16 protein-coding genes and 3 tRNA genes are annotated in these 15,205 nt (G+C 57.0%); 14 read left to right on the forward strand and 5 right to left on the reverse strand.

Features of this window, described 5'->3' with window-relative positions; genetic code table 11:
- The first annotated feature begins 329 nt into the window (after positions 1-329).
- Entirely contained in the window at positions 330-737 is a 408-nt protein-coding gene (gloA, locus tag ACJ8J5_RS12070) for a lactoylglutathione lyase (RefSeq protein ID WP_004931325.1), read from the forward strand.
- Positions 738-816: 79 nt separating this feature from the next.
- Positions 817-1,500 (forward strand): ribonuclease T, encoded by a 684-nt coding sequence (gene rnt / locus ACJ8J5_RS12075; protein ID WP_016927925.1) that lies wholly within the window; start codon positions 817-819, stop codon positions 1,498-1,500.
- A gap of 68 nt (positions 1,501-1,568) precedes the next feature.
- Here rnt and ACJ8J5_RS12080 read toward each other — a convergent pair whose 3' ends face one another.
- Positions 1,569-1,916, reverse strand: a complete 348-nt coding sequence (locus ACJ8J5_RS12080) for a Grx4 family monothiol glutaredoxin (RefSeq protein WP_004931329.1) — start codon at positions 1,914-1,916, stop codon at positions 1,569-1,571.
- 416 nt (positions 1,917-2,332) lie between these two features.
- Here ACJ8J5_RS12080 and ACJ8J5_RS12085 point away from each other — a divergent pair, with 416 nt between their 5' ends.
- Both ACJ8J5_RS12085 and sodB read left to right on the forward strand, forming a co-directional pair.
- The gene (locus tag ACJ8J5_RS12085; RefSeq protein WP_043141154.1) at positions 2,333-3,151 is read left to right on the forward strand and encodes a C40 family peptidase; all 819 of its coding nucleotides are present in this window, start codon (positions 2,333-2,335) and stop codon (positions 3,149-3,151) included.
- Positions 3,152-3,349: 198 nt separating this feature from the next.
- Positions 3,350-3,928 (forward strand): superoxide dismutase [Fe], encoded by a 579-nt coding sequence (gene sodB, locus ACJ8J5_RS12090; protein ID WP_241169096.1) that lies wholly within the window; start codon positions 3,350-3,352, stop codon positions 3,926-3,928.
- A 61-nt stretch (positions 3,929-3,989) separates the two neighbouring features.
- On the opposite strand, the gene cydH is transcribed toward sodB, so the two are convergent.
- Positions 3,990-4,079, reverse strand: coding sequence for a cytochrome bd-I oxidase subunit CydH (cydH, locus tag ACJ8J5_RS12095; RefSeq protein ID WP_019455989.1), 90 nt, complete (start codon positions 4,077-4,079; stop codon positions 3,990-3,992).
- Between the two features lie 324 nt (positions 4,080-4,403).
- On the opposite strand from cydH, the gene purR reads away from it, so the two are divergent.
- Positions 4,404-5,429: an HTH-type transcriptional repressor PurR gene (gene purR, locus ACJ8J5_RS12100; RefSeq protein WP_025302656.1), complete on the forward strand. Its 1,026-nt coding sequence runs from the start codon at positions 4,404-4,406 to the stop codon at positions 5,427-5,429.
- Here the strand turns inward: purR and punR are convergent.
- Positions 5,426-6,370, reverse strand: a complete 945-nt coding sequence (punR, locus tag ACJ8J5_RS12105) for a DNA-binding transcriptional activator PunR (protein ID WP_025302655.1) — start codon at positions 6,368-6,370, stop codon at positions 5,426-5,428. The two genes, purR and punR, sit on opposite strands and share 4 nt — an antisense overlap.
- 123 nt (positions 6,371-6,493) lie before the next feature.
- On the opposite strand from punR, the gene punC reads away from it, so the two are divergent.
- Both punC and cfa read left to right on the forward strand, forming a co-directional pair.
- Positions 6,494-7,705 carry a purine nucleoside transporter PunC gene (punC, locus tag ACJ8J5_RS12110; RefSeq protein ID WP_049204292.1) on the forward strand — a complete coding sequence of 404 codons (1,212 nt, stop codon included), beginning with the start codon at positions 6,494-6,496 and terminating at the stop codon, positions 7,703-7,705.
- A gap of 343 nt (positions 7,706-8,048) precedes the next feature.
- The gene (gene cfa / locus ACJ8J5_RS12115; RefSeq protein ID WP_043141148.1) at positions 8,049-9,200 is read left to right on the forward strand and encodes a cyclopropane fatty acyl phospholipid synthase; all 1,152 of its coding nucleotides are present in this window, start codon (positions 8,049-8,051) and stop codon (positions 9,198-9,200) included.
- 73 nt (positions 9,201-9,273) lie between these two features.
- On the opposite strand, the gene ACJ8J5_RS12120 is transcribed toward cfa, so the two are convergent.
- A complete protein-coding gene (locus tag ACJ8J5_RS12120) occupies positions 9,274-9,567 on the reverse strand; it encodes an I78 family peptidase inhibitor (RefSeq protein ID WP_016927929.1) in 294 nt (97 codons plus the stop codon).
- Positions 9,568-9,621: 54 nt separating this feature from the next.
- Entirely contained in the window at positions 9,622-10,272 is a 651-nt protein-coding gene (locus ACJ8J5_RS12125) for a riboflavin synthase (protein ID WP_025302652.1), read from the reverse strand.
- Between the two features lie 239 nt (positions 10,273-10,511).
- On the opposite strand from ACJ8J5_RS12125, the gene ACJ8J5_RS12130 reads away from it, so the two are divergent.
- The 7 genes from ACJ8J5_RS12130 to ACJ8J5_RS12160 all read left to right on the forward strand — a co-directional run bounded on the left by ACJ8J5_RS12130 (position 10,512) and on the right by ACJ8J5_RS12160 (position 15,117).
- Complete coding sequence (locus ACJ8J5_RS12130; RefSeq protein ID WP_043141143.1) at positions 10,512-11,888, forward strand: MATE family efflux transporter; 1,377 nt, start codon at positions 10,512-10,514, stop codon at positions 11,886-11,888.
- A gap of 181 nt (positions 11,889-12,069) precedes the next feature.
- A tRNA-Val gene (locus ACJ8J5_RS12135) sits at positions 12,070-12,146 on the forward strand.
- A gap of 20 nt (positions 12,147-12,166) precedes the next feature.
- A tRNA-Val gene (locus tag ACJ8J5_RS12140) sits at positions 12,167-12,243 on the forward strand.
- A 20-nt stretch (positions 12,244-12,263) separates the two neighbouring features.
- A tRNA-Val gene (locus ACJ8J5_RS12145) sits at positions 12,264-12,340 on the forward strand.
- Positions 12,341-12,461: 121 nt separating this feature from the next.
- Entirely contained in the window at positions 12,462-12,767 is a 306-nt protein-coding gene (locus ACJ8J5_RS12150; protein WP_025302650.1) for a cupin, read from the forward strand.
- Between the two features lie 392 nt (positions 12,768-13,159).
- On the forward strand, positions 13,160-14,572 hold the full coding sequence (pykF, locus tag ACJ8J5_RS12155) for a pyruvate kinase PykF (protein ID WP_025302649.1): 1,413 nt from the start codon (positions 13,160-13,162) through the stop codon (positions 14,570-14,572).
- Between the two features lie 308 nt (positions 14,573-14,880).
- Positions 14,881-15,117 (forward strand): major outer membrane lipoprotein, encoded by a 237-nt coding sequence (locus ACJ8J5_RS12160; RefSeq protein ID WP_004931354.1) that lies wholly within the window; start codon positions 14,881-14,883, stop codon positions 15,115-15,117.
- Positions 15,118-15,205: the final 88 nt, after the last annotated feature.

The raw sequence follows: 15,205 nt of genomic DNA on the forward strand, positions 1-15,205 counted from the left end.
CTGACCCCAACGGCCACGCAATCGCATGGCCGTTTTTTATGCGCCGCGCGCAAAAAGGCCCGCACAAGGCGGGCCGGGGTTCCCTGGTGTTGTTTATGCTGCAGTTCAATTTCTACACGGTTATGTGGGGAATTGATAATTGATTGTGCAGATCAATTACTTCGTATCGATCGGTACGCTCGATCAATATTTAAACACCACCGCTCCAACCCCGACAGGTGACATTGTCACTCATTCGTCACATTGAATTCCCTTGTAGGACAAGGCTATACTCGCTTGTGCTTCAATCCACCCGCCGTCTGCCACGGCACAGTCAATTCAGAGGAATTATGCGCTTACTCCATACCATGATCCGCGTCGGTGACCTGCAACGTGCCATCGACTTTTACACCAAGGTATTAGGCATGCGTCTGCTGCGCACCAGCGAAAACCCGGAGTACAAATACTCCCTGGCTTTCGTCGGCTATACGGAAGAGAGCGAAGGCGCGGTTATCGAACTGACCTATAACTGGGGCACCGACAGCTACGACATGGGCACCGCCTTCGGCCACCTGGCATTGGGCGTAGACGACGTTGCCGCCACCTGCGACAGCATCCGTCGCGCAGGCGGCAAGGTCACCCGCGAAGCCGGCCCGGTGAAAGGCGGCACCACGGTGATCGCCTTCGTCGAAGATCCGGACGGCTACAAAATTGAGCTGATCGAAAACAAACACGCCGGTCAGGGCCTCGGCCATTAAGCCACCCCTTCAGGGCGCGCTGGCGCCCTGCTGATTCTCCGCGCGATAGCGCCTGCAACCGGGCGCAAAATTTGCCATAATGCGCGCTGCATTCGATGAAGATAAGAAACTGATGGCCGAAAAAAGTGATCTTAACGCCCTGAGTGGTCGTTTTCGTGGGTTTTATCCCGTAGTAATAGATGTTGAAACCGCCGGCTTCAACGCCAATACCGATGCGTTGCTGGAGATCGCCGCCGTGACGCTGAAAATGGATGAAGATGGCTGGCTGCAGCGGGACGAGACCCTGCACTTCCACGTGGAGCCTTTCGAGGGCGCCAACCTGCAGCCGGAAGCGCTGGCGTTTAACGGCATCGATCCGCACAACCCGTTGCGCGGCGCGGTCAGCGAATACGACGCGCTGCACGCCATTTTCAAAGCGGTGCGCAAAGGGCTCAAGGACCGCGGATGTAACCGGGCCATTATCGTGGCGCACAACGCCAACTTCGATCACAGCTTCCTGATGGCCGCGGCCGAACGTGCCGGCCTGAAGCGCAATCCGTTCCATCCGTTCGCCACCTTCGACACCGCTGCGCTGAGCGGCCTGGTGCTGGGCCAAACGGTGTTGGCGAAAGCCTGCATCGCCGCCGGTATGCCGTTCGACAGCAGCCAGGCGCACTCTGCGCTGTACGACACCGAGCAAACCGCCCTGCTGTTTTGCGAGCTGGTTAACCGCTGGAAACGTCTCGGCGGCTGGCCGCTGCCCGCCGGCGATCTCGCTGAATAAGCCCAACAAAAAAGGCGGCCCAGTTTGCACTGGCGCCGCCCGTTACGCGATAACCACAAGCCTGTCGATTAAGACTGCTGGTCTTCCTGCGCTTTATACTTTTCTGCCGTTTCTTTGATCAGCTGCTGCAGTTCGCCGCGCTGATACATTTCGATGATGATATCGCAACCGCCGACCAGCTCACCGTCTACCCACAGCTGCGGGAACGTCGGCCAGTTGGCGTATTTTGGCAATTCGGCGCGGATGTCCGGGTTTTGCAGAATATCCACGTAGGCGAAACGCTCGCCGCAGGCGGACAGCGCTTGCACTGCCTGCGCGGAGAAGCCACAGCTCGGCAGCTTTGGCGAACCTTTCATGTACAGCAGAATCGGGTTTTCAGCGATCTGGTGCTGAATTTTTTCAAGTGTCGTCGTCATTTATTGCTTCCTCAAGCCACATTTCATGGCTACAACATGCATCACGCGGGCTATTGTAGCGGCTGGAACAGTCGCAAGAAAACGCCATCTTTTGCAAGGATATTCGCCCGCCGCCGATCGCGTTTCACCGGCCACGTCATTCCGGTCAAAACATACGTTGAGAATAACATTTTTAATCCGACCATTTCACTAATATATTGCGCCGCGATGACGGCGCGACTTAATTATATCCGCCACCGCCGACTGGCGCTTTTTTATACACCAACAGGCTGATTTTGAAACAAAAAAAATGTCATTAACGTTTTCTCACAATATGGATTATTATTTATGAGTTCTTCGCTGTTTTATATGGCGAAATTCGGGAATACTGTAACTCTTTCGATATCCGCTTCGGGGCCAAGGTTGGTGACGTCGACATGCGTTTAATTCTTACGCTCTTTGCGCTGCTGTTTACGCAGCTCTTCTTCAATTTGGCGCACGCTGCGCCACAGGCGCGTGTTGCCGCCGAGCAGCGTAAAAGCCATGCTAATGAAGCGCGGCCCGATGACCGCAGAAAAAAGAAAGCGGACAAAGCCGCTAAAAAAGCCAAAGTGACGGCCCCCGCGAAAAAAACCAAGACCGCCAAGGCGAAAAGCGAGAAAAGCGCGAAAAAGATCGCCAGCGCAAAACCCAAGGCCAAAGCGCAGAAAACTGCCAAGATTAAAGTCACCCCGCCGAAGAAGGGCTATAAAAAAGGCTATGGTCGCCACCGCGAAGCCGGTATGGCCACCGCTAAACTGGTGCGTGACGAGAAGCCGTTAAAACTTAGCCCGGCGCACAAAAAACGCTACCAACACGCCAAGCAGACCGCGATGGCCAAGCTGATGGATCAGATGGGCAAGCCTTATCGCTGGGGCGGCAGTTCGCCGCGCACCGGCTTCGACTGCAGCGGCCTTATCTATTACGCCTATAAAGACGTGGTGAAAATCAAAATGCCGCGCACCGCCAACGAGATGTATCACCTGCGCGACGCGGCGCCGATCAAGAAAAGCGAACTGGAAAGCGGCGATCTGGTGTTCTTCCGCATCAACAACCGCGGCGTGGCGGACCATGTTGGCGTCTACCTCGGCAACGGCAAATTCATCCAGTCACCGCGCACCGGTGAAGAGATCCGCATCAGCCAGCTCGACAACGACTATTGGCAGAACCACTACATCGGCGCACGCCGCGTAGTAACGCCGAAAACTATCCGTTAATTCCCTGCTCTGTGCGGTTGCGGCCCCGGTCGCAACCGCCTGCTCAAGCTATCGCCCATCGCACCTCCCCACGCGCATTTCTCGCTTTTCTTCCTGTTTTTTATGATGAAAATTGTTAAGATTGAATGACCACAATAAAAAACGGCCCATATGACTCTCGCCCGGCGAGAGGCGAATGGCGCTGTAAAGGAGGAAGCAATGTCGTTTGAATTACCTGCATTACCGTATGAGAAAAACGCGCTCGAGCCGCACATCTCCGCCGAGACCCTGGAATACCACTACGGCAAGCACCACAACACCTACGTGGTTAACCTGAACAACCTGGTGAAAGGCAGCGAGTTCGAGGGCAAATCGCTCGAAGAGATCATCAAGACCTCTAACGGCGGCGTCTTCAACAACGCCGCGCAGGTGTGGAACCACACCTTCTACTGGCACTGCCTGTCACCACAGGGCGGCGGTGAACCGCAGGGCGAACTGGCGGCAGCGCTCGTCAAATCCTTCGGCTCTTTCGCTGCGTTCAAAGAGCAGTTCACCGATGCCGCAGTGAAAAACTTCGGTGCCGGCTGGACCTGGCTGGTGAAAAAACCGGACGGCGCGCTGGCGATCGTCAACACCTCCAACGCGGCCACCCCGCTGACCGGTGAAGACAAACCGCTGCTGACCGTTGACGTGTGGGAACATGCGTATTACATCGATTACCGCAATGCGCGTCCAAAATACCTGGAAAACTTCTGGGCGTTGGTCAACTGGACCTTCGCAGCGGAAAACCTGGCGTAAGCGCAGGTTCTGAGGTGATGAGGCGCAGCCTGGCTGCGCCTTTTTTATAACCGGGGGTAAATCAGTTCAACGCGGCAACGAAGCTGAAAGCGATAATGACCGCCAGCGCGCAGACGGTAGTGAACAGCGACATCTTCAATTCGGTATCCATGACAACTCCTTTAAAATGGGCTTTCCTAAGGATAAAAGGCGCACAATTAGTACGTCAAATCATTTTCCCACAGTTCGCCGATAAAATCTTGTTATCATTTCCCGGTTTATAATCTCGATTACCTCTTCCACTTTTGTTCAATATGCGACAAAATTCGCAGTTCACAACTGCGTACCGGCATTCATGCCCCTCCTGATTAAGCGCTGAAGACTTCAACACACTAAAAACTCAGTTTTCGCTTCTCTGGAGAAGGATCTACGTAGGCAAACGATTAACATCACACTTACATGCTGTAAACATGTGAGTTCAGGAGTCATTCCTTACATGGCAACGATTAAAGATGTGGCCAAACGCGCGGGCGTTTCCACCACCACCGTTTCGCACGTCATCAATAAGACTCGTTTCGTCGCCGAAGAGACCAAAGCGGCCGTGTGGGCCGCCATTAAAGAGCTGCACTACTCGCCGAGCGCCGTGGCGCGCAGCCTGAAAGTCAATCACACCAAGTCGATCGGCCTGCTGGCCACCTCGAGCGAAGCCCCCTACTTTGCCGAAGTGATCGAGGCGGTGGAAAACAGCTGCTACAGCAAAGGCTACACCCTGATCCTGTGCAACTCGCACAATAATCTCGACAAGCAGCGCGCCTACCTGGCGATGCTGGCGCAAAAGCGCGTCGACGGCCTGCTGGTCATGTGCTCCGAGTATCCGGATCAGCTGCTGGGCATGCTGGAAGACTACCGTAACATCCCGATGGTGGTGATGGACTGGGGCGCCGCGCGCGGCGACTTCACCGATACCATCATCGATAACGCGTTCGAAGGCGGCTATCTGGCCGGCCGTTACCTGATCGAGCGCGGCCACCGCGATATCGGCGCCATTCCCGGCCAACTGTCACGCAACACCGGCGGTGGCCGTCACCAGGGCTTTATGAAGGCGCTGCAGGAAGCGAATATCGACATTCGCGAAGAGTGGATCGTCCAGGGTGACTTCGAGCCGGAGTCCGGCTATAAGGCGATGCACCAAATCCTGTCGCAAAAACAGCGGCCGACCGCGGTATTCTGCGGCGGCGATATCATGGCGATGGGGGCCATCTGCGCCGCCGACGAGCTGGGCCTGCGCGTGCCGCAGGATATTTCCGTGATCGGCTACGACAATGTGCGCAACGCCCGCTACTTCACCCCGGCGCTGACCACCATTCACCAGCCGAAAGAGCGCCTGGGCGAAATGGCCTTCACCATGCTGCTAGATCGCATCATCAGCAAGCGCGAAGAGTCGCAGGTGATCGAAGTGCATCCGAAGCTGATCGAACGCCGCTCGGTCGCCGACGGCCCGTTCATCGACTACCGCCGCTAATCCCCCGCGCCGGAAGCCTGCGCAGCTTCCGGCTCCACCTCACTCAGCCACTCCTGATTCAGCGTCTCCCCATCGCCCAGATACGCCAGCAGCCAGCTCATCGCCGGTGACGGTTTATCCTGCTGCCAGGTCAGGCAGCACGGGCTGGCGGGAAACGGCTGCTGCAGCTGCAACGCCTTCAACTCACCGCGCTGCACCCGCGGCAGCGCCAGATGCGCCGGCATCATACCGACGCACAGCCCGGCGCACAGACAGTCGAACGCCGAGGTCCAGTCCGGCACCACCAGCCGCCGCTGGTTATCCAGCGTCCAAGTGACACGCTTGGGCAGATTGCGCGAAGTGTCCTCCAGACAAAGCGCAGGGTACGGCCTAAGCCGATCGTCATTCAACGCCCCTGCCAATTGCGCCAGCGGGTGCTGCGGGCTGACCACGCACAGCCAGTTCATATCCCCCATGTCGCGAAAGGCGAAGCCGCCGCCGACCGGCACCGCGCGGGTGGCACCGATCGCCATATCCGCCCTGCCGTCCACCAACGCATCCCACACGCCGTTAAACACCTCGGGTTGCAACATCAGTTCAACGTCGGGGAAATGGCGGTAGAAATCCAGCACCAGTTGGCGGCTGCGCTGCGGTTTGACGATGATGTCCACGGCGATATTCAGCTGACCGCGCCACCCGTTAGCCACCTGCTGACAATGGCGGCGTGTGTCGAGCATTTTTTTGATAACAGCTCGCGCATCCTTGATAAATAACGCGCCGGCCGGCGTCAGCTCCACATCACGGTGACGCCGCTCAAACAGCGGCACCGCCAGCCATTGTTCCAACTGCCGCACGGTGTAGCTCACCGCCGACGGCACCCGGTGCAGCTCCTGCGCCGCCGCGCTGAAACTGCCGGTGCGCGCCACCGCGTCAACCACTTCAAGAGAATATTCAGACCACATCGCTTTGCCTTCAATTTTTTTAACAGCACTTTGCAAATATTACCGTTTCACAAGCAGAGATCCAGCCGGATACACTGGCCGGCGCTAAAAACCTGCGACACTAAAATATTAACGAGAAATACCATGCGAAACTCCTTTGGTTTTATGTTCTATCTCGCCGGCCTGAGCATGCTGGGTTATCTGGCGACCGATATGTACCTGCCCGCCTTTGGCGCCATGCGGGAGGAACTGCAAATTTCCGCCGGCGCGGTCAGCGCCAGCCTGAGCATATTTCTGGCCGGCTTCGCCTTCGCGCAGCTGCTGTGGGGGCCGCTCTCCGACCGGCTGGGCCGCAAACCGGTATTATTGATTGGCCTGACGCTGTTCGCGTTCGGCTGCCTGGGCATGCTGTGGGTGGAAAATGCCGTGCAGCTCTGGATACTGCGCTTTATTCAGGCCGTCGGCGTCTGTTCCGCCGCCGCCATCTGGCAAGCGCTGGTGGTCGACCGCTATCGCGAAGGCCAGGCCAATCGCGTATTCGCCACCATCATGCCGCTGGTCGCGCTGTCGCCGGCGCTGGCGCCGCTGCTTGGCGCCTGGCTGCTTAACCACGCCAGCTGGCGTGCGATCTTCGCCGTGTTGCTGGCCATCACCGCCCTGCTGCTGCTGCCGACGTTGCTGCTCAAAGATCGCGCCAAAACTCAACCCGCCGCCGATGCGCCAAAAAGCAGCGTCAGTTTTTGGCAATTATTGAAATCCCCGGTGTTCAGCGGCAACGTCGCCATGTACGCCGCCTGCTCGGCCGGCTTCTTTGCCTGGTTGACCGGCTCGCCGTTCATCCTCGGTGATATGGGCTATGGCCCAAGCGACATTGGTCTGAGCTATGTGCCGCAGACGCTGGCTTTCCTGCTGGGGGGCTATGGCTGCCGCGCCGCGCTCAAACGCATCAATGGCAAAACCCTGCTGCCGTGGCTGCTGGTAGCTTATGGTGTCAGCATGGTGGCGCTGTATCTGGTGGCGACCGTAACCACTCCGACGCTCACCACGCTGCTGATCCCGTTCTGCGTGATGGCGCTGGTCAACGGCGCGGGCTACCCGATCATGGTGGCGAATGCGCTGATGCCGTTCCCGGAAAGCAGCGGCAAAGCCGCCGCGCTGCAAAATACGCTGCAGTTGGGGCTGTGTTTTGTGGCGAGCATGCTGGTGTCGGCGTTTATTGCCCAGCCGCTGCTGGCGACGGTGACGGTGATGGTGTCTACGGTGATCCTCGCCGCGCTGGGCTATTTCCTCCAGCGGGGAAAAGCGGGCGATGCGCAGCAAAAGGCGCAGCGGAAACATGCTAACTCAGCGTCATAATTGCCAAGCTTAATAATCACTTAAAGAATATGCGCGCCGAGTGCGATTTACAGTTGAGTCAACGCCTCGGCACGCCTATACTCAAAAACAACTTTATAAAGTAACACCTTATAATCTCTATATCTCAATTAGCTCTTGTGTACGCGTCTTGCGTCACACTCTTTTTTAAAGAGGCGTTTATCCTGCGCCATTTGCGTCGGGTCGTTTCTTTAAATTTCCTCTGTTCATAGTCGGATATCAGACGCCGCGGGCTTATTTCCCGTCGGTATACGTATGCACCCGCAGAAATTGTCTAAGCTGTTTCCTAACGGGTCATCAGTCAGAAGAAGGTGATGGAGAAGCTATGAGTTCATCGTGTATAGAAGATCTGAGCATCCAGGATAACCAGTGGTATCGCATCGCGCACGAAATGCTCGGTCTGGCCGGTATCGAAATCAATGGATCGCGCCCTTTCGATATTCAGGTTAAAAATCCCGAATTCTTTAAACGCGTTTTGCAACAAGGGTCACTGGGCCTCGGCGAAAGTTATATGGACGGTTGGTGGGAGTGCGAACGGCTGGATATATTCTTCCAGCGCGTGGTCAGCGCCGGGCTGGAGAAGAAACTTCCCCACCACCTGAAAGATACCCTGCGGATCGCCGCCGCGCGCCTGACCAACCTGCAATCGAAAAAGCGCGCCTGGATCGTCGGCAAAGAACATTACGATCTCGGCAACGATCTGTTTACCCTGATGCTCGATCCTTACATGCAGTATTCCTGTGGCTATTGGAAAGACGCCACCACGCTGGAGGAAGCGCAGGAAGCGAAGCTGCGGATGATCTGCGAAAAACTGCAGCTGCAGCCGGGCATGCGCTTGCTGGACATCGGCTGCGGCTGGGGCGGCCTCTCCGCCTATGCGGCGAAGCATTACGGCGTGTCGGTGGTCGGCGTGACCATTTCCGCCGAACAACAGAAGCTGGCCCAGGCTCGCTGCGCCGGGCTGGATGTGCAGATCCTGCTGCAGGATTATCGCGATCTTCATCAGCAGTTTGATCGCATTGTCTCGGTCGGCATGTTCGAGCACGTCGGGCCGAAAAACTACCGCACCTATTTCAATGTGGTAGAACGCAATTTAGCGCCGCACGGCCTGTTCCTGCTGCACACCATCGGTTCCAACAAAACCGACATGAACGTCGATCCGTGGATCAACAAATATATCTTCCCGAACGGCTGCCTGCCTTCAGTGAGCCATATCGCCGAAGCCAGCGAAGGCCATTTCGTGATGGAAGACTGGCACAACATCGGCGCCGACTACGATCGCACGCTGATGGCCTGGTTCGAGCGCTTCAAACAGGCGTGGCCGCAGCTTGCCCCGCGCTACTCCGAACGCTTCGAGCGGATGTTCAGCTATTACCTGAACGCCTGCGCCGGCGCGTTCCGGGCGCGCGATCTGCAACTGTGGCAGGTGGTATTCAGCCCGAAAGGCGTTGAAGGCGGCATCCGCGTCGCCCGCTAAGCCACTTGCCCGACAAAAAAGGCCCCGGTAGTCACATCGCCGGGGCCTTTTTTGCTCGTTCGAAGCGTACGGCTTAGCCGCAGTAAACGCGGATGATTTTATCGTCGCTGTCGCCAAGGAAGTTCAGGCGGCGCAGGTTGAAATCCATGGTGACGGCAGAGTTGTACGGAATGGCTCGCACCTTGGCGTCGATCCGTACGCCTTCCAGCGAGGTCATCGGTTTGCCGACGAAGTTTTGATACTGTGATGCGCCACAGGTATCGTCCGCATCGGCCATTTGCGCGCCCGCGCCCTGCTCAGGCGAACTGCTGCAGGCGCTCAGCGCCAGCAACGCGGTTAACAACAACGTTTTCCCATAAAACTTCACGCGTTTCTCCTCTCTGCTTATGATTCGATTCCGGCGGCAACGCCCGAATCGCTGTCAGTCTTTGTGCGCCGGCGCCACCGCCGCCGCCAGCGTCGCTTCCCGGTTGGCCAGCACGCGCTCGACGGTGTCCACCACCGCCTGCGTTTGCGGATCGATCTCGATGTTCACCTTGTCACCGAGGCGTTTTTTACCCAGCGTGGTGCGATCCAGCGTTTCCGGGATCAGGTGCACGCAGAAACGGTTATTCACCACTTCGCCGATGGTCAGGCTAATGCCGTCGATGCCGATGAAACCTTTGTGCAGCACATATTTCATCAATTCCGCATCCGGCATGCGCAGCCATACCTGGCGGTTATTTTCCGAGGTATAAATCTTGGCCACCTCCGCCGTGCAGATAATATGGCCGGACATCAAATGGCCGCCAATTTCATCATTGAACTTCGCCGCGCGCTCGATATTGACGATGTCGCCCAGCGCCAGATCGCCGAGGTTGGTCAGGCGCAACGTTTCTTTGATCAAATCGAAGCTGACGCGGTTGCCTTCCACCGCGGTGACGGTCAGGCAGCAGCCGTTATGGGCCACCGACGCGCCCAGCTCCAGCCCCGGCAGCAGCTCGGTAGGCATTTCGATCACGTGGGTGCGGAAATTGGGTTTCTCATCAATGGCGACCAGCGGCGCGGTGCCTTGTACGATACCGGTGAACATATGTGCCTCTTCTTGCTAAATAGGTTAAAACGCTACCGGCAGTTTGCCCCAGTTGGCGCTGAAAACCAAATCCGCGACGGTAAAAAAGGAATGGCTGCGCATTTAATAACTATTTATCTGCGGCGTTTGCTTAACGACGCCGAGCAGGTACAATCTTTTTGACAAAATTCCGCTATTTTAATTGTTGTCCTCTCGCGGCAGCCCTCCCTCCCACATATATAAATAGAAAAGGTGTATGCGTGCAGAAGTACTTAATTGAAGCGCGTAGTTTATTGGCTCTCGCTATCCCGGTCATTATCGCGCAAATATCGCAAACCGCTATGGGCGTGGTGGATACCATCATGGCCGGCGCTTACAGCGCCACCGACATGGCGGCGGTGGCGGTCGGCACCTCAATCTGGCTGCCGGCCATCCTGTTCGGCCACGGTCTGCTGCTGGCGTTGACCCCGGTTATCGCTCAGCTCAACGGTGCCGGCCGCCGCGATCGTATCGGCCATCAGGTGCGCCAGGGTTTTTGGCTGGCCTCCGGCGTCTCCGTACTGCTGATCGTCGTGCTGTATAACTGCAAGTTCGTCATCGACATGATGCACAACATCGATCCGCAGCTGGCGGATAAAGCCGTCGGCTACCTGCACGCCATCATGTGGGGGGCGCCGGGCTACCTGTTCTTCCAGGTGATGCGCAACCAGTGCGAGGGGTTGTCTAAAACCAAGCCCGGCATGGTGATCGGCTTCCTCGGCCTGCTGGTGAATATCCCGATCAACTACATCTTCATCTACGGCAAGTTCGGCATGCCGGAACTCGGCGGCGTCGGCTGCGGCGTCGCCACCGGCAGCGTCTACTGGATCATGTTCCTGATGATGCGCTGGTACGTGAAGCGCGCGCCGTCGCAGCGCGACATCAAACGCCAGGCCGGCGATCTCGGCGGCCCGGACTGGGCAGCGCTGAAGCGCCTGATCGGCATCGGCATGCCGGTGGCGCTGGCGCTGTTCTTCGAAGTCACGCTGTTCGCCGTGGTGGCGTTGCTGGTTTCGCCGCTCGGGATCGTCGCGGTCGCCGGCCACCAGATCGCGCTTAACTTCAGCGCGCTGATGTTCGTGCTGCCGCTGTCGCTGGGCGTCGGCGCCACCATCCGCGTCGGTTATCGTCTGGGGGAAGGCTCGGTCGAAGGCGCGCGCGTCGCCGCCTATTCCGCCATCGGCGTCGGCATCACCATGGCCGTCTGCACCGCGCTGTTTACCGCCACCTTGCGCGAACCGATCGCCCTGCTGTACAACGACAGCCCGGCGGTGGTGGCTATGGCCTCGCAGCTGATGCTGTTGGCGGCGCTGTACCAAATTTCGGACTCGATCCAGGTGATCGGCAGCGGCGTGCTACGTGGTTATAAAGACACCCGAGCGATCTTCTTCATCACCTTTATCGCTTATTGGGTATTGGGCCTGCCGAGCGGCTATCTGCTGGCGTTAACCGACGTGGTGGTGCCGGCAATGGGGCCAAGCGGCTTCTGGATCGGCTTTATCATTGGCCTGACCTTCGCCGCCATCATGATGGCGCTGCGTATGCGCTGGCTGCAGAAACAGCCGACCGCCGTCATCCTGCAGCGATCCACGCGCTGAATTCGCTCCCGGCCGGTTTCATCCCCGGCCGGGCTGCGGTTTGCGGAAAAAAACGCCGGACTGCGCACAACCTCAGCAATCGCGTGAAATACCGAATAAAATTGCGCTTTTCCCCTTGCCAGCGCGCAGGTAGCTCGTTAATATTCGTCCCCGCTGTCAGCCATGACAGACAGGAAAAGATGCGTCCGTAGCTCAGTTGGTTAGAGCACCACCTTGACATGGTGGGGGTCGGTGGTTCGAGTCCACTCGGACGCACCAAATTCCAGAAGCAGTACAGTGCGTCCGTAGCTCAGTTGGTTAGAGCACCACCTTGACATGGTGGGGGTCGGTGGTTCGAGTCCACTCGGACGCACCAAATTCCAGAAGCAGTGCAGTGCGTCCGTAGCTCAGTTGGTTAGAGCACCACCTTGACATGGTGGGGGTCGGTGGTTCGAGTCCACTCGGACGCACCATATTGCTGATTTATCTCTCCCCCTATCGCGTTATACTTCCCGTTGTTTCGTCTCTGCTCGACCGCTCGATTTCTCATGTCGATTGCGCCGAACTACCGCCATCCACCATCAGGAACGCCACATGACCACCTTCACCGCCAAAACCGCCTTTTTACCGCTCGACAATGGCCTTGCCCGCCGTGAAGGGGTGATGAGCGACGGTTCGCCGGCGGCGGAAGTGCGTTTCGAGGCCGGCGCCTTTGGCCAACTGCAAAAGCCCCCGCATGCGCTGCAAACCCGGGTGATATCGGGTGAATTCGAGTTCACCCTCGGCGGCGATACGCGGACAGTACGGGCCGGCGAGAGCCTGATCCTGCCGGCCAACGTCGCCAGCGGCTGCTTCTGCCTGAGCGCCGGCGTGCTGCTGGAAATCCCGCAAACGCGCTAAGCCGTATTTACAGCAAGGTTATTTGCGCAACAAGCTGTACGCAACGCGTTGCATTTGCGCCACATTTGCCCCCGTTTTGACATATCCGCCACACCGCTGCGGTTTTTTATTTTGTTTCCCGCCGCTTAGCCTTTATAATGCGCAACGTCTATCAGTTGAATGGTTTCAGCCCTTGATCTGCGAAAACGCAATAACAACACGATTTCATCTCACCCCGTTGCGCAGCATCTCCGCGCCCCCGCGCGGGCTGAATTTTTCCGCCCCACTTCAACTGTCGTCACCTATCCTTAACTATGTTTTTCACCACCAGGCACGGCTCAAATTCCCTATCGGCGTAAATAGCGCCGGTCAAGTTCGTTTTTTATCCATCACAACTTGTAGAAAACTCCGCCATGAAAAAGACCAAAATTGTTTGTACCATCGGTCCAAAAACCGAATCGGAAGAAATGCTGACCAACCTGCTCAATGCGGGCATGAACGTGATGCGTCTCAACTTCTCTCACGGCGACTATGAAGAGCACGGCAACCGCATCAAGAACATGCGCGCCGTGATGGCGAAAACCGGTATCAACGCCGGCATCCTGCTGGATACCAAAGGCCCGGAAATTCGCACCATGAAATTGGAAGGCGGTAAAGACGCCTCGCTGGTCGCCGGCCAAACCTTCACCTTCACCACCGACCAGAGTGTGATCGGCAACAGCGATCGCGTAGCGGTCACCTACGCCGGCTTCGCCGCCGACCTGAAGATCGGTAACACCGTGCTGGTTGACGACGGCCTGATCGGCATGGAAGTCACCAACGTGACCGAGAACGAAGTCGTTTGTAAGGTGCTGAACAACGGCGATCTGGGCGAGAACAAAGGCGTCAACCTGCCGGGCGTGTCCATCCAGTTGCCTGCGCTGGCCGAAAAAGACAAACGCGACCTGATCTTCGGCTGCGAGCAAGGCGTCGACTTCGTGGCGGCGTCCTTCATCCGTAAACGTTCCGACGTGCTGGAGATCCGCGAGCACCTGAAAGCGCACGGCGGCGAGCAGATCCAGATCATCTCCAAGATCGAGAACCAGGAAGGCCTGAACAACTTCGACGAAATCCTCGAAGCGTCCGACGGCATCATGGTTGCCCGCGGCGATCTGGGCGTGGAGATCCCGGTCGAAGAAGTGATCTTCGCCCAGAAGATGATGATCGAAAAATGCAACCGTGCGCGTAAAGTGGTGATCACCGCCACCCAGATGCTCGATTCCATGATCAAAAACCCGCGCCCTACCCGTGCGGAAGCCGGCGACGTTGCCAACGCCATCCTGGACGGCACCGATGCTGTCATGCTGTCCGGCGAGAGCGCCAAGGGCAAATATCCGCTGGAAGCGGTCAACATCATGGCGACCATCTGCGAGCGCACCGATCGCGTGATGCCAAGCCGCATCGACTCCCTGAACGATCGCCGCAAGCTGCGCATCACCGAAGCGGTGTGCCGTGGCGCGGTTGAAACCGCCGAGAAACTGGACGCGCCGCTGATCGTCGTCGCCACCAGCGGCGGCAAGTCAGCGAAATCCGTGCGTAAATACTTCCCGAACGCGGTGATCCTGGCGCTGACCACCAATGAGACTACCGCGCATCAGCTGGTGCTGAGCAAGGGCGTCATCCCGCAGATGGTCAAGGAAATCGCTTCTACCGACGACTTCTACCGCATCGGTAAAGAAGCCGCGCTGGCCAGCGGCCTGGCGCAAAAAGGCGACGTCGTGGTGATGGTTTCCGGCGCGCTGGTGCCGAGCGGCACCACCAACACTGCCTCGGTACACGTGCTGTAATATAAAACGTGACATAATTGCCTTGATCAAAACGCCGCTTTGCGGCGTTTTTTTTATCAGCAGTAACCTATTTTTCTCAAAACGCAACCGCGGACCGCTCATTATTTAGCTAATAAAGAATCGGAGTAGTCCCATGGAAGCCGGCTGTTTTCCCTCGTTTTTTTAACTAATTTGTAAAACCAGATGCAAGTTTGAGCGAACGATCAAAATAAAGCACCTCAACACTAAAAAATTATTCTCTTTCGAAAAAAGTTTGTGTAATACTTGTAACGCTACATGGAGATTAACTCAATCTAGAGGGTGTTATAATGAATCGTACTAAACTGGTACTGGGCGCGGTAATCCTGGGTTCCACTCTGCTGGCTGGCTGCTCTAGCAACGCTAAAATCGATCAACTGTCTTCTGACGTTCAGACTCTGAACGCTAAAGTTGATCAGCTGAGCAACGACGTGAACGCAATGCGTTCTGACGTTCAAGCTGCTAAAGACGACGCAGCACGCGCTAACCAGCGTCTGGACAACCAAGCTCACGCTTACAAAAAGTAAGATAGCTTTGGTTATTGAAAACGGCGCACATTGTGCGCCGTTTTTTTTCGCCTGTATCCTGGACTGATTTTTCCTGCATAGCGGGCAA

Origin of the sequence: Serratia sp. CY43202 (assembly GCF_052168755.1) — a bacterium.
Classification (GTDB): Bacteria; Pseudomonadota; Gammaproteobacteria; order Enterobacterales; family Enterobacteriaceae; genus Serratia; species Serratia bockelmannii.